Raw genomic sequence first — 12,872 nt, 5'->3', positions numbered from 1 at the left:
GTTCTCCCGGCCGCGTGGGGCGGCCGGGACCGCATCTAGCAAACGATTGCATCGTGCGATCGGGAAGGACCAAGGTGACCCCCAAGACCGGGCCGCGTATCGGCTGGATCGGTGTCGGCCGGATGGGCTACCAGCTCGTCACGCGGCTGCTGGACGCAGGCTATGAGGTGTCCGTCTACAACAGGACCCGTTCGAAGGCCGAGCCGCTCGCCGAGAAGGGAGCGACCATCGTCGACCGGCCGGTCGAGCTCGCCTCCCTGGACCTCGTCATCAGCATGGTGGCGGCGTCGAAGGATCTCGAGGCCGTGATGCTCGGTGAGGGCGGCCTGCTCACCGACCCCGCGGCGTCGCCCCGCGCGATCGCGGACTCCTCCACGGTCTCGATCGAGGCGAGCGAGCGGGTCCGCCGCGCGGCCGAGGAGCGGGGCACCGCCCTGCTGGCCACGCCGGTCAGCGGCAACCCCTCCGTGATCGCGGCGGGCAAGCTCACCGTGGCGGTGTCCGGTCCGCGCGAGGCGTTCGAGGAGTTCGAGCCGGTGCTGCTCGCCTTCGGGCGCGGCGTCACCTATGTCGGCGAGGGCGAGCTGGCCCGCCTGGTGAAGATCGCGCACAACGTCTTCCTCGGCGTCGTGACGCAGTCGCTGGCGGAGATCACCGTACTGGCCGAGAAGGGCGGCGTGAGCCGCGAGGCGTTCCTCGCCTTCCTGAACGACTCGGTCATGGGCTCGGTCTTCAGCCGGTACAAGACCCCGGCCTTCGTGAACCTCGACTTCACCCCGACGTTCACCATGCCGCTGCTGCAGAAGGATTTCGACCTCGGCCTGGCCGCGGCCGACAAGTTGAAGTCGCCGATGCCCATCGCCTCGGCCGCCCGGCAGATCGTCGCCCAGGCGGTGGGCGGCGGGAACACCGAGCTCGACTTCGCCACCCTCATCCTGGATGTGGCCCGAGGGGCGGGGCTGGAGATCACCTCGGAGAAGGCCGACGTCTCCGACGGGCTGAGCGACCGATGAGCGGAACTCCGATCCTGGCCGCGCCCGGCCACATGGCCGTCGACTACGAGGAGCGGGTCGACTTCGACCGGCTGCGCGGGTATCGGCTGGCCCGTGCCAAGGAGGCGCTGGAGGCGAGCGGCTGCGGCGCTTTCCTGCTCTTCGACTTCTACAACATCCGCTACACCACGCAGACGTGGATCGGCGGCGCGCTCGGCGACAAGATGATCCGCTACGCGCTGCTGACCAGGGACGGCGCTCCGATGTTGTGGGACTTCGGTTCCGCGGTGCGGCACCACAAGCTGTACTCCAACTGGCTGCCCGACGAGAACTGCCGCCCGGGCTTCCTCGGCTTCCGCGGCGCGGTCTCCCCGGGCGCCGGGCTGATGCGCGACGCGGTCACCGAGATCAAGGCGCTGCTGACCGAGGCCGGCGTCGCGGACGCACCGGTGGGCGTGGACATCGTCGAACCGCCGTTCCTGTTCGAGATGCAGCGGCAGGGGCTGACCGTCGTGGACGCCCAGCAGTTCATGCTCGACGCCCGCGTGATCAAGTCCCGCGACGAGATCATGCTGCTCAACCAGGCCGCCGCCATGGTGGACGGCGTCTACCAGGACATCTCCGAGGCGCTCAAGCCGGGCGTGCGGGAGAACGAGATCGTCGCGCTGGCCAACCGGCGGCTGTACGAACTCGGCTCGGACCAGGTCGAGGCGGTGAACGCCATCTCCGGTGACCGCTGCAACCCGCATCCGCACAACTTCACCGACCGCATCATCCGGCCGGGTGACCAGGCGTTCTTCGACATCATCCACTCCTACAACGGCTACCGGACCTGCTACTACCGCACGTTCGGGGTCGGCTGGGCCACGCCTCAGCAGTACGACGCGTACAAGCAGGCCAGGGAGTGGATGGACCGCGCCATCAGCGCCATCCGCCCGGGCGTGGGAACCGACGAGGTGGCCCGAGTCCTGCCCAAGGCCACGGACTTCGGGTTCGAGAACGAGCTGGCCGCGTTCGGGCTGCAGTTCGCGCACGGGCTCGGCCTCGGCCTGCACGAGCGGCCGATCATCTCTCGGCTCAACTCGTTCGCCGAGCCGATCGAGTTGCGGCCCGGCATGGTCTTCGCGATGGAGACCTACTGCCCGGCCGCGGACGGCGCCTCGGCTGCCCGGATCGAGGAGGAGGTCGTGCTCACCGAGCAGGGCCCGGTGATCCTCACGAAGTTCCCCGCCCAGGAGCTCTTCGTCGCGAACAAGTACTGACGAACGACGAGGAGTACCACCCGACCGCCGGGGGCGTCCGTTCCGGGTGCCCCCGGCGCCACCCCCAGACCGAACGGGAAACGGATCCGCACATGCCCCGCTCATCCATCGTCATCCGCAACGGCACGATCGTCACCATGTCCGGAGACCACACGGTGCTCCGCGGGCACGACCTGCGCATCGACGGCGAGCGCATCCAGACGATCGGCCCGGACCTCGACACCACCGGCGCGGAGGTGATCGACGCCACCGACGCCATCGTCATGCCCGGTTTGATCGACACCCACATGCACGCCTGGCAGTACGCCTGGCGTGGCCTGGCCGCACGGATGTGGAGTTCGAGCGCCTACCGCGACCTGTTCTGGTTCCTGCGCGAGACCTACACCCCGGAGGACACGTACGAGTCCACCCTCGGCTGCGGCCACGAGATGATCGAGCACGGCGTCACCGGGGTGCTCGACTTCTTCCACGGCGCGAACGCCACCACCGAGCACGCGGACGCCGCGTTCGAGGCGCACCTTGCCACGGGCCAGCGGGTCCAGCTCGCCTACGGCTCGATCGTCGCCGACCCGGCCGACCGTGACCGGTTCGCCCGCGCCCACCGGCAGCGGCTGGCCGGCGCCGACGCGCTGCGGGCCAGGGCGGAGGCCGAGGCGCGGGGCCTGATCGACGTCGGGCTGGGTCTCGTCACCCCGGCGCGCGAGGTGATGGGCCTGTTCCTCGACGAGGTCGGGCACGCCCGTGCCGCCGGAATGCGGATGACCTTCCACCAGAACGCCCCCGGCGAGATCCGGGCGATCCACGAGGCCGGTGGACTCGGGCCGGACCTGGTCCCGGTCCACGCCAACACCGTGTCGGACCGGGAGCTGGCCTGGATGGCCGAGGCCGGGATGGCGATCTCCGCCACTCCTCAGGCCGAGGTGGCCGCCACCCGCTCCGTCTCCGTGCTGCGCCGCGCCATCGCCCACGGGGTGACGCTCAGCGTCGGCGTGGACACCCCGGCGGTGCTGCCGATCGACCTGCTCGGCCAGATCCGGCTCGCCTACATCCTGCTCCAGCACACCGACGCCCAGGCCATGCACGAGGCCGGCCGCATCGCGGTGGACGACGTGCTCGACCCGAGGTCGGCGACGTTCGAGGACGTGCTCGCCATGGGGATCCGGGGCGGGGCCGCCGCGATCGGTCTCGGCCGGGAGCTCGGCGTGCTTCGCGAGGGCGCGCTCGCCGACGTCGTGGTGCTCCGGCCGCGTGACGTGGACGCGGCCATGAGCGACCCGGTGGCCCACGTCGTGCTCACCGCCGCCTCCGCGCACGATGTGGACACCGTGGTGATCGGCGGCGTCGTCCGGAAACGGGGCGGGGCGCTGGTCGGTGTTGACGCGGCGGAGCTCGAACGACGAAACGGCGCGGTCCGCAGGCGGGTGCTCGACCGCCTGTCCCGCTGAGAAGCCCCCTGACCTATGGCAGAAGGCCGGGCTGGTCGATCACCCACAACCAGGTGCCGTCATCCTGGCGGCGGGCCACCTCGACGGTGAAACCGCCGTCGGGCAGGCGCACCGAGGTGAGCGCCAGGTCGCCGTTACGCAGCGTCGGCTGCTGCCGCCCGGGAGTGAAGGTGGGCTTGCCGGTGACCAGATGCTCGTACGCCCGGCGGATCTCCTGGCTGCCCGTGGCGACCTGGCCGTCCGGCAACGCCAGCACCGCGTCCGGTTCGTACAGCGCCACCAGCCCTTCGACGTCGCCCGCGTTCAGCCGCTCCACGACGAACCGGCTGAGATCCTCCGGCTGGACGGCACGCTCTCGGACATCCTCACTCGTCATCGTCTGCAACTCCCATCGGACCCGGTCTAGCTGTCTCGGACATCAGGCGATCATGTCAGGCGGGTACGACAAAACCGGTACCGCCGCGGAGCAGGCCGAGGTTCGCGGCCTGAGGGCCGCGGCGCGGTTCATCGACGAGGGGATGCCTTGGCGCCTGATCACCTGAGTCCCGCGGCTGGGGGAGCGGCGAGCCGGGCCGGGGAGCGTGTCAACGCCTGCGCCTCGTCCAGAGGGTGTCGAGGGCGAGCGTCCCGCCCCCGCTGAAGCCGATCACCAGGGCCGCCGCCGCCAGGGCGAGGACGAACTCGTAACCGCCCTTGTCCACGGTGAAGCCGTTGCCGCCGTGGACGAAGGCGATCGCGCCGAGCATGTCGAGCGCGAGCAGGGTCCCGGCGACGGGCAGCGCGACGCCGAGGATGAGGGCCGCGCCGCCGAGCAGTTCCAGTGCGGTGACCGCCGGCGCGGCCAGCCCGGGCAGCGGGATCCCGATCTGCTCGAAGAACGCCGTGGTGCCGGACAGCCCGTTGGTCGCGAGCTTCTGCCAGCCGTGGACGAGGAAGACGACCCCGATGCCGACCCGGCCGATGAGCAGGGCGATGGGGCGAAGCCGTGCGTGCATGAATGACCCTTTCGTTCGAATTTGAACGAAACCTAGCGCATGGTTCAAATTTGAACAAACCGTACACTTGGCGATGTGACGGAACCCCCTTGGCTCAGTGAGCGGGAGCTGGACGCCTGGCTGGCCTATCTCACCGCTTCGCACCTGCTGGAACGCCGCATCGAGGAACAGCTCAAGGCCGACGCGGGCCTGACGCACCCGCAGTACGAGATCCTCACCCGGCTCTCGTCCGCCCCCGGCCAGAGGATGCGGATGACCGAGCTGGCCCGCCTGGTGGTCGTGTCCAAGAGCGGACTCACCTACCAGATCGGCCAGCTCGAGAAGGCCGGGCTCGTGGAGCGGGCCGCCTGCCCCTCGGACGAGCGGGGCATCATGGCGGTCCTCACCGGCGAGGGGATGCGCTGCCTGGAGCGGACCGCGCCCGGTCACCTGGCCGTCGTCCGCGCCTTCCTGATCGACCATTTCGGGCCCGACGAGCTGACGTCCATGACGCGGATCATGAGGAAGGCCGCGGCGGCGATGGGGGCCGCCGTGCCACCGCCCGCGGGCGAGGCGGGCCCCCACACGCCGGGTCCGCGTACGTAGTCCCGTGCGCTCAGGCGGTGGGAGCTCCGGCCACCCGCCGCTCGCCGCCGTTGCGCTCCTGCCACAGGCGGTAGACGTCGACGGCCGCCTCGCGCGGCTCGTACCGCATCGGCAGCCGCCGCTCGTCCCAGCTCTTGCCGAACTCGGCGTAGAAGGTGTCGAGCTCGAAATACTTGCGGTCGTCCACGTAGTGGGGCTCGTAGGCCTCGCGCGTGGTGAGGAAGACGACCTCGTCCGGTGAGCAGTAGTACAGCGCTCCCAGGCACATCGGGCAGGGGTGCGCCAGGACGTAGACGGTGGTGCCGACCAGGTGTTCGGTGCCCAGTCTCACGCACGCCTCGCGGATGGCGAGGATCTCCGCGTGCGCGGTCGGGTCGGAGGTCTGGGCCACCTTGTTCGCGCTCTCGGCCAGGATCTCGCCGTTCTTGACGATGACGGTCGCGAACGGGCGGCCGCCCTCGGTGACGTTCTGGCGGGCGATGTCGACGGTGCGCTGTGCGAAGTCCATGAGAGGTCCTCCGAGAAAGAAACGGGTCCCCGCGGCGAGCGGGCCGGCGGGGGGCGGGCCGGGTGCGGTGGAGGGGAGCCGCCCGGCCTGCCCCGGTGCCGCGTGCGGATCGGGTTCGGATCGGGTTCGGATCAGAAGGGCTTGGTGGGCAGGTACTTGCCGTCGAGGGTGATGACGGCGCGCTCGCCGCCCTCGGGGTCGGCGACCTTCCGCACGTCGAGCCTGAAGTTGATCGCACTGATGATGCCGTCGCCGAACTGCTCGTGGACGAGGGCCTTGAGCGTGGTGCCGTACACCTGGAGTATCTCGTAGAAGCGGTAGATGGTCGGGTCGGTGGGGACGGCGCCGGCGATGGAGCCGCGGGTCGGGATGGTGGTCAGCAGCGTCGCGGCGTCGTCGTCCAGGCCGAGCAGCTCGGCGACCGCCCTGGCCGAGGCCTCGGGCAGGGCGTGCTGGCCGAGTACGGCGGCGGTGACGAAGGCGACCGACAGGCCGGCCGCGTCGGCGATCTGCTGCCAGGTCAGGTCCCTGCGGGTCTTGGCCTCGACGGCGGCGGCGGCCAGGGTCTGGCGGGCCGTGGGGTCGAACTGGGCGTGTGCCATGAGAGTGCTTCCTTTTCGTGCGTCTGTTGTGCGATGGGTCCCGCGGCGTCGGTCTCGACGCAGGAGATCTCGGACCGTCGTGGACGGGGGCCGCGCCGGCGGAACACGGCAGGTTCCGGTGATGTGCGCCGATCCCGGGACGGACGGCGGCGCGTCAGGCGTCGGCTTCGTCGTCAGACCGCGAGCGCGGAGGGGCGGCCGGTGGCGTCGAGTTCCGCCACGCTGCCGGTGCCGATGTCGTAGACCCAGCCGTGCAGGGTGACCGTCCCGGCGGCCAGGGCGTGCGCCACCGAGGGGTGGGTGGCCAGGTTCGCCGTCTGCGCGAGCACGTTCTGACGTACCAGCGCGGCCACCTCGCCCGCGTCCGACTCCGCGATCGTGACGCGGGCCCGGGAGGCGTCCGCGTGGCGCAGCCATCCGGCGAGCGCGGGCAGCGCTGCCGGGTCGAGGCCGTCGGCCACGGCGGTCATCGCGCCGCAGCCGGAGTGCCCGCACACCACGATGTCGGAGACGCCCAGCACGGCCACGGCGTACTCGATGCCGGCGGCGACGCCGTCGGCGGAGCCGGGCGCATAGGTGGGCACGAGGTTGCCGGCGGTGCGGATGACGAACAGCTCGCCCGGCTCGCTCTGGGTGATCAGCTCGGGCACCACGCGGGCGTCGGAGCAACTGATGAACAGCGTCGCGGGCCGGTGAGTGGTCGCCAGGCGGGTGAAGAGCTCCGTCTTGGCCGGGAAGACGTCTCGTCGGAAACGCGCGACTCCCCGTTCGAGGTCCTGCATGGTCACTCCCTTCGGTTGGGGCCGGCCTCGTGGGCTGACGTCATCCACCATGCATGACGTGCGGCCATAGTGTCCAAGACGAAGTAGCCATCGCTTCTATAGATGTGGCCTATAGTTGGGAGAATGGCCCCGGAGCTCCGTCATCTGCGCTATCTGATCGCCGTCGCCGAGCACGGCAATTTCACCCGCGCCGCCGAGGAATTGCGGATCTCCCAGCCCACCCTCTCGCAGCAGATCAAGCAGCTTGAGCGCGCGGTGGGCGCGCAACTGCTGGACCGCAGCGGCCGCAGCGTACGGCTCACCGACGCGGGCGAGGCTTACGTCCACTACGCCCGGCGTGCCCTGCGGGACCTGGGCGCCGCCGAACGCGCGGTCCTCGATGTGGCGGACCTCTCGCGCGGCAGCCTGCGGCTGGCGGTGACCCCGACGTTCAGCGCCTATCTCGTCGGGCCGCTGATCGCCGAGATGCACGCCCGCCACCCCGGCATCACCCTGGACGTCAAGGAGATGACGCAGGACCGCATCGAGTCGGGGCTGCTCGCCGACGAGCTCGACCTCGGGATCGCGTTCCACGGCGACCACCTGCCCGGCATCAGCGGCACGGCGCTGTTCACCGAGACGCTCAGCCTCGTGGTCGGCGTCCACCACTCAGGCGGCGAGCGGTCCGGGCCGATGCCCGCCCGGGATCTCGCCGAGCGCCGGCTCGCGCTCCTCAGCGGCGAGTTCGCCACGCGAGAGCACATCGACGCCTACTTCAGGCGACAGCGTGTCAGTCCGCGCATCGTGGTGGAGGCCAACTCCATCCAGGCCGTCATCGAGATCGTCCAGCGCGGGTCCGTCGCCACCGTTCTCCCCGACGCCGTCACCCACGACCACCCGGGCCTGAGTCCGGTCCCGCTCGCGCCCGCCCTGCCCGCCCGTACCGTCACCCTGCTGCGGCGGGAAAGCGCCTACCGGAGCGCCGCCGCCCGCGCCTTCGGTGTCGCCCTGGCCGACCACGTTCGCGCCCGCGGCTACACCCCCGCCTGAGCCGGCGGCCGAAGGCCGACGCCCCACTGTCCTTCCGTGGCCCATATCCGGTGGCGGAGGAAGCCCGTACCGTGACGTGTACGAGGTGAAGATCGGCGTCGACCAGTTCCTGAGGATCGACACCGGTCTCCGAACAGGTGTCGAACGTGCGGGATACTGGTATACCGCAAGCGTTTCGAGAGGAGACCGCGGTGACGAACCCCACTGCCGATTCCGAGGCCCGCGCCACCGTCTTCCGTGACGTGCGCCCGTTCGGCGGCCCCGTCGTCGATCTGGTCGCCGTGGACGGCGTGCTGGTGGACACGATCCCGGCCGGCGCCTCGGTCGAGTACGTCGAGGGGGAGGGGCGGCTGGCCCTGCCCACCCTGGTCGACGCGCACATCCATCCCGACAAGACGGCCTGGGGCGAGCCCTGGCACAGCCGCCGGCCCGCCCACGGCATCCGCGGGTACGTGGCGGGGGATGTGGAACTGCACCGCGCCCTGCCCACTCCGCTCGCCGAGCGCGCGCTGCGGCTGATGGCGCACGCGGCCGCCCAAGGTACGCGTGCGATGCGCGCCCACGCCGACGTGGCGCCCGCGTACGGGCTGGAGGGCGTCGAAGGCGTGGCCGCGGCTCGCGAGAAGCTGCGGGGCGTCCTCGACGTGCAACTGGTGGCGTTCCCGCAGCACGGAGTGGTGCGGACGCCCGGCACCGCCGAACTGCTCGAGGAGGCGGCCGCGGGCGGGCTGGTCGACGCGGTGGGCGGGATCGACCCCGCGGGCTTCGACCGCCTACGGGGCGACGGCGACTCCGCGGGGAAGCGGCAACTGGACGTCGTCTTCGGGATCGCCGAGCGGCACGGGCTGGCGCTCGACATCCATCTGCACGACGTGGGGGAGCGGGGGCTCGGCCCGTTGCGCGAGATCGCCGCACGGACCGAGGCTCTCGGCCTGCGGGGGAAGGTCACGGTGAGCCACGCCTTCGCGGTCGCCGCCCTGTCCGGACCGGAGCTGGACGCGACGGCGGATCTGCTGGCCTCGGCGGACATCGCGCTCACCACGGTGGCGCTGTCGGCGAGCACCGTGCTGCCCTTCCGGCGTCTGGCCGAGCGCGGCGTACGGGTCGGCCTCGGCTCCGACGGCGTGCGCGACAACTGGAGCCCGTACGGCGACGCGGACATGCTGCACCGTGCCTGGCTGCTGGGCTGGGCCCTCGACCTGCGCCTCGACGAGGAGCTGGAGGCGGCCTTCCGGCTGGCGGCCGACGGCGGCGCCGAGCTGCTCGGGCTGCCGAAGGCGGATCTGCGGCCGGGGTCGCCCGCCGACTTCATGCTGGTGGAGGGCGAGTGCCTGCCGCAGATCGTGATCGATCTGCCGCGCCGCGACGTGGTGGTGCGGGCGGGGCGGGTCGTGGCACGCGACGGCCGTCTCGTCTGAGATCGCGCACCGGTCGGGAATCGAGAAGAGCGGGTCACGGAGCCGCACCTGGGGATCGCGATTCACAAAGTGCGCCGCCCCAGGACGAGCCGCGGGGGCCGGAGGCGAGGTGTCACGGAAGCTCGCGGCGCATGGACGCGAGCACGGCCTCCTTCGCCCAGGTCGCGTCATGACCCGGCATGCCGAGCAGGACGTCGTTGCTCAGGCCGTCCATGAGGCGGCAGTGCCTGACCGCGAAGTCCTCGGCCGCCTCCGCGCCGAGGCCCGCCAGCCGCCGCACGACGGTCGCGAGCGCGGCCGCCCAGGAACGGAAGAAGCCGTCGAGCCGGAGCAGCGTCTCCTCGTCGTCGGGCGGCCGGGCGACGACCTGTGCCCACAACCGCCAGCGCACGTCCTGCGCGCTCTTGGGCAGATAGAGCTCGACCAGGCGCTCCAGCGCCGCGTGGTCGTCCAGCCCGGCCAGCTCGACGCGGCGGCGCTCGTCGAGGTCGGCCTCGCTCATCAGCAGCGTGGAGACGAGGATCCGGTCGCGGCTGCCGAAGTAGTAGAGCACGTGGCCGGTGCTCATCCCGGCCCGATCGGCGATGTCCCTGATCCGCAGACGGGTGAATCCGACCTCCTCGATCGCCAGCAGCGCGGCCTTGAGCACATGTGCGCGCATGTCGGGCCGTTCAAGAGCGATCTTCGACTCCGGTGGCATGCCACAACCGTAGTGCTTCATGGCTTGATTTCTGCTCAAATCTAGATCTGCGCTCAAAACTTGAGTAGCATTCAAATTCCCATCGTGTCCTTGGCCGGGCGGGCAGGCGAGGCCGCCGGCCGGCGCGATCGGGGAAGGGCCCGGCCGCGACCGGCCCCGTTCGGCGTCCCGATGGTCGCGCCGCCCTGCTCGCCTGATCCGGAGGAAGACGTGAGACTCACCCCCACAGAGCGGGATCGGCTGCTGCTGTTCACCGCGGCCGAGCTGGCCCGCACCCGGCGGGCCAGGGGCCTGCGGCTCAACGTGCCCGAGGCGACCGCGCTGATCGCGGACGCCGTCTGCGAGGCGGCCCGCGACGGCGCGCGGCTGGCCGACGCGATCGAAGCGGGCCGGAGCCTGCTGGGCCCGCACGACGTGCTGCCCGGCGTGCCGGACGTCGTGACCGAGATCCAGGTGGAGGCCGTCTTCGACGACGGCACCCGGCTCGCGGTGGTCACCGACCCGTTCGGCGGCGGCTCGCTCGGCGCGGACGCCCCGGGCGCGGTCCTGTCCGCCGAACCCGCGCCCGGTGAGGAGGGGCCGGTGGAGAGCGTCGAGATCGAGGTCGTCAACACCGCGACGGTGCCGATCAGCGTGACCTCGCACTTCCACTTCTTCGAGGTCAACCCGCTGCTGCGGTTCGACCGCGCCGCCGCCTACGGCCGGCGTCTGGCCGTGCCGGCCGGGTCGACGGTCCGGTTCGATCCCGGCGCCCGGCGCAGGGTGTCGCTGGTCGCCATCGGCGGGGCGCGGGTGGCGATCGGCTTCGCGGGGCTGGTGGACGGGCCGCTGGACGCGCCCGGCGCGTTCGAGTCGGCGATGGAGCGGGCGCGGGCCTGCGGATATCTGGGGGCGTGATGAGTCTGTACGGCTACCGGCAGGGTGACCGGGTCCGGCTGGGTGACTCCGGTCTGGTCGTCGAGGTCGAGCACGACTCGCAGAAGCGGGGCGAGGAGTTCCTGGCCGGGTTCGGCAAGACGGCCAGGGACGGGCTGCACCTGAAGGCCGCCTCCGTCCGTGACACCTGCGATCTGGTGATCAGTAATGTGCTGATCCTGGATCCGATCCTGGGCGTGCGTAGTGCGTCGATCGGGGTGCGGGAGGGGCGCATCCATGCGATCGGCCGGGCCGGGAACCCGGACACGCTGGACGGTGTGGACGTGGTGGTGGGCACGGGCACCACGATCGTGTCCGGGGAGGGTCTGATCGCGACGGCCGGGGCGATCGACACCCACGTGCATCTGCTCTCGCCGCGGATCATGGAGGCGTCGCTGGCCTCCGGGGTGACGACGATCATCGGTCAGGAGTTCGGCCCGGTGTGGGGTGTGGGGGTGAACTCGCCGTGGGCGTTGCGGCACGCGTTCAACGCCTTCGACGCCTGGCCGGTCAATATCGGTTTCCTCGCGCGTGGCTCGTCCTCCCATCCGGCGCCGCTGGTGGAGGCGCTGGTGGAGGGGGGCGCGTCGGGTTTCAAGGTGCACGAGGACATGGGCGCGCACACCCGCGCCCTGGACACCGCCTTGACCGTCGCCGAGGAGTACGACGTGCAGGTGGCGTTGCACACCGACGGGCTGAACGAGTGCCTGTCGGTGGAGGACACCCTCGCGGTGTTGTCGGGCAGGACGATCCACGCCTTCCACATCGAGGGCTGCGGCGGCGGGCACGTGCCCAACGTGCTCAAGCTGGCGGGGGTGGCGAACGTGATCGGCTCCTCGACCAACCCGACGCTGCCGTTCGGCCGTGACGCTCTCGCCGAGCACCACGGGATGATCGTCTCGGTGCACGACCTCAAGCTCGACCTGCCCGGTGACGCCGCGTTGGCCAGGGACCGGATCAGGGCGGGGACCATGGGCGCCGAGGACGTCCTGCACGACCTCGGTGTCATCGGGATCACCTCCTCCGACGCGCAGGGCATGGGCCGGGCGGGGGAGACCGTCCGGCGCACGTTCGCCATGGCGGGCAAGATGAAGGCCGAGCGCGGCGCCCCCGACCGGCACGACAACGAGCGTGTGCTGCGCTACCTGGCCAAGTTGACGGTCAACCCCGCGATCGCGCACGGCCTGTCGCATGAGGTCGGCTCGCTGGAGGTGGGCAAGCTCGCCGACATCGTGTTGTGGCAGCCGGCCTACTTCGGCGCGAAGCCGCAGCTTGTGCTGAAGGCGGGCTTCCCCGCGTACGGCGTGACCGGGGACCCCAACGCCTCCACGGACGTCTGCGAGCCGCTGGTGCTCGGCCCGCAGTTCGGCGCGCACGGCGCGACCGCCGCTGATCTGTCGGTCGCTTTCGTGGCGCAGGCGGCGGCGTCCGGTGATCGTTTGCCGACCCGCAGGCGCCGGGTCGGTGTGCGTGGCACTCGGGGTATCGGTCCTGCCTCGATGGTGCGCAACGCGCGTCTGGGCCGTGTGGACGTCGATCCGCGGGGCCGGGTCTCGCTGGACGGCGAGCCGGTCGAGTCCGGGGCCGCGGACTCGGTCTCCCTGAACCGCCTCTACTTCCTCTGAGGAGTGATCCCCTT

Annotated in this window: 14 protein-coding genes; 8 read left to right on the top strand and 6 right to left on the bottom strand. The window is 71.2% G+C overall.

The window, feature by feature from the left end; translation table 11 throughout:
• The first annotated feature begins 53 nt into the window (after window positions 1-53).
• From AWQ70_RS01045 to AWQ70_RS01035, 3 genes are all read left to right on the top strand, one after another.
• Window positions 54-1,013, top strand: coding sequence for an NAD(P)-dependent oxidoreductase (locus tag AWQ70_RS01045; protein ID WP_218004364.1), 960 nt, complete (start codon window positions 54-56; stop codon window positions 1,011-1,013).
• Window positions 1,010-2,254, top strand: coding sequence for a M24 family metallopeptidase (locus tag AWQ70_RS01040; protein WP_067168799.1), 1,245 nt, complete (start codon window positions 1,010-1,012; stop codon window positions 2,252-2,254). The genes AWQ70_RS01045 and AWQ70_RS01040 overlap by 4 nt, the downstream gene beginning before the upstream one ends.
• A 92-nt stretch (window positions 2,255-2,346) precedes the next feature.
• Window positions 2,347-3,699 (top strand): amidohydrolase family protein, encoded by a 1,353-nt coding sequence (locus tag AWQ70_RS01035; protein ID WP_067168797.1) that lies wholly within the window; start codon window positions 2,347-2,349, stop codon window positions 3,697-3,699.
• Window positions 3,700-3,712: 13 nt separating this feature from the next.
• On the opposite strand, the gene AWQ70_RS01030 is transcribed toward AWQ70_RS01035, so the two are convergent.
• Together AWQ70_RS01030 and AWQ70_RS01025 are read right to left on the bottom strand one after the other, a co-directional pair.
• Entirely contained in the window at window positions 3,713-4,075 is a 363-nt protein-coding gene (locus AWQ70_RS01030) for a YybH family protein (protein WP_067168795.1), read from the bottom strand.
• A gap of 208 nt (window positions 4,076-4,283) precedes the next feature.
• Entirely contained in the window at window positions 4,284-4,694 is a 411-nt protein-coding gene (locus AWQ70_RS01025; protein ID WP_067168793.1) for a DoxX family protein, read from the bottom strand.
• 75 nt (window positions 4,695-4,769) lie between these two features.
• Here AWQ70_RS01025 and AWQ70_RS01020 point away from each other — a divergent pair, with 75 nt between their 5' ends.
• A complete protein-coding gene (locus AWQ70_RS01020) occupies window positions 4,770-5,279 on the top strand; it encodes a MarR family winged helix-turn-helix transcriptional regulator (RefSeq protein ID WP_067168791.1) in 510 nt (169 codons plus the stop codon).
• Between the two features lie 10 nt (window positions 5,280-5,289).
• Here AWQ70_RS01020 and AWQ70_RS01015 read toward each other — a convergent pair whose 3' ends face one another.
• The 3 genes from AWQ70_RS01015 to AWQ70_RS01005 all read right to left on the bottom strand — a co-directional run bounded on the left by AWQ70_RS01015 (window position 5,290) and on the right by AWQ70_RS01005 (window position 7,171).
• The gene (locus AWQ70_RS01015) at window positions 5,290-5,787 is read right to left on the bottom strand and encodes a nucleoside deaminase (protein WP_067168789.1); all 498 of its coding nucleotides are present in this window, start codon (window positions 5,785-5,787) and stop codon (window positions 5,290-5,292) included.
• A 131-nt stretch (window positions 5,788-5,918) separates the two neighbouring features.
• Window positions 5,919-6,389: a cyanase gene (gene cynS / locus AWQ70_RS01010; RefSeq protein WP_067168787.1), complete on the bottom strand. Its 471-nt coding sequence runs from the start codon at window positions 6,387-6,389 to the stop codon at window positions 5,919-5,921.
• 173 nt (window positions 6,390-6,562) lie between these two features.
• Entirely contained in the window at window positions 6,563-7,171 is a 609-nt protein-coding gene (locus AWQ70_RS01005) for a carbonic anhydrase (protein ID WP_067169026.1), read from the bottom strand.
• Window positions 7,172-7,294: 123 nt separating this feature from the next.
• On the opposite strand from AWQ70_RS01005, the gene cynR reads away from it, so the two are divergent.
• Together cynR and AWQ70_RS00995 are read left to right on the top strand one after the other, a co-directional pair.
• Window positions 7,295-8,200 carry a transcriptional regulator CynR gene (gene cynR, locus AWQ70_RS01000; protein ID WP_067168785.1) on the top strand — a complete coding sequence of 302 codons (906 nt, stop codon included), beginning with the start codon at window positions 7,295-7,297 and terminating at the stop codon, window positions 8,198-8,200.
• A 191-nt stretch (window positions 8,201-8,391) separates the two neighbouring features.
• On the top strand, window positions 8,392-9,618 hold the full coding sequence (locus AWQ70_RS00995; RefSeq protein ID WP_067168782.1) for an amidohydrolase: 1,227 nt from the start codon (window positions 8,392-8,394) through the stop codon (window positions 9,616-9,618).
• 112 nt (window positions 9,619-9,730) lie between these two features.
• Here AWQ70_RS00995 and AWQ70_RS00990 read toward each other — a convergent pair whose 3' ends face one another.
• A complete protein-coding gene (locus tag AWQ70_RS00990; RefSeq protein ID WP_169808599.1) occupies window positions 9,731-10,318 on the bottom strand; it encodes a TetR/AcrR family transcriptional regulator in 588 nt (195 codons plus the stop codon).
• A 210-nt stretch (window positions 10,319-10,528) separates the two neighbouring features.
• Between AWQ70_RS00990 and ureA the strand changes: the two genes are divergently transcribed.
• Both ureA and AWQ70_RS00980 read left to right on the top strand, forming a co-directional pair.
• Entirely contained in the window at window positions 10,529-11,215 is a 687-nt protein-coding gene (gene ureA, locus AWQ70_RS00985; RefSeq protein ID WP_067168777.1) for an urease subunit gamma, read from the top strand.
• Complete coding sequence (locus AWQ70_RS00980) at window positions 11,215-12,858, top strand: urease subunit alpha (protein ID WP_067168774.1); 1,644 nt, start codon at window positions 11,215-11,217, stop codon at window positions 12,856-12,858. The genes ureA and AWQ70_RS00980 overlap by 1 nt, the downstream gene beginning before the upstream one ends.
• The last annotated feature ends 14 nt before the right edge of the window (window positions 12,859-12,872 follow it).

Origin of the sequence: Microtetraspora niveoalba, assembly GCF_001570405.1 — a bacterium.
Lineage (GTDB): Bacteria > Actinomycetota > Actinomycetes > Streptosporangiales > Streptosporangiaceae > Microtetraspora > Microtetraspora niveoalba.
Note: the sequence above shows the minus strand (reverse complement) of the source record. Positions and strands in the feature narration are given on the sequence as shown.

Bases quoted from the DNA above. Each gene is read 5' to 3' on its own strand.
- AWQ70_RS01030 (WP_067168795.1), bottom strand. From the start codon at position 4,075: ATGACGAGTGAGGATGTCCGAGAGCGTGCCGTCCAGCCGGAGGATCTC.
- cynR (WP_067168785.1), top strand. From the start codon at position 7,295: ATGGCCCCGGAGCTCCGTCATCTGCGCTATCTGATCGCCGTCGCCGAG.
- AWQ70_RS00990 (WP_169808599.1), bottom strand. From the start codon at position 10,318: ATGCCACCGGAGTCGAAGATCGCTCTTGAACGGCCCGACATGCGCGCA.
- AWQ70_RS00980 (WP_067168774.1), top strand. From the start codon at position 11,215: ATGAGTCTGTACGGCTACCGGCAGGGTGACCGGGTCCGGCTGGGTGAC.
- AWQ70_RS01035 (WP_067168797.1), top strand. From the start codon at position 2,347: ATGCCCCGCTCATCCATCGTCATCCGCAACGGCACGATCGTCACCATG.
- AWQ70_RS01005 (WP_067169026.1), bottom strand. From the start codon at position 7,171: ATGCAGGACCTCGAACGGGGAGTCGCGCGTTTCCGACGAGACGTCTTC.
- AWQ70_RS01025 (WP_067168793.1), bottom strand. From the start codon at position 4,694: ATGCACGCACGGCTTCGCCCCATCGCCCTGCTCATCGGCCGGGTCGGC.
- AWQ70_RS01015 (WP_067168789.1), bottom strand. From the start codon at position 5,787: ATGGACTTCGCACAGCGCACCGTCGACATCGCCCGCCAGAACGTCACC.
- AWQ70_RS01040 (WP_067168799.1), top strand. From the start codon at position 1,010: ATGAGCGGAACTCCGATCCTGGCCGCGCCCGGCCACATGGCCGTCGAC.
- cynS (WP_067168787.1), bottom strand. From the start codon at position 6,389: ATGGCACACGCCCAGTTCGACCCCACGGCCCGCCAGACCCTGGCCGCC.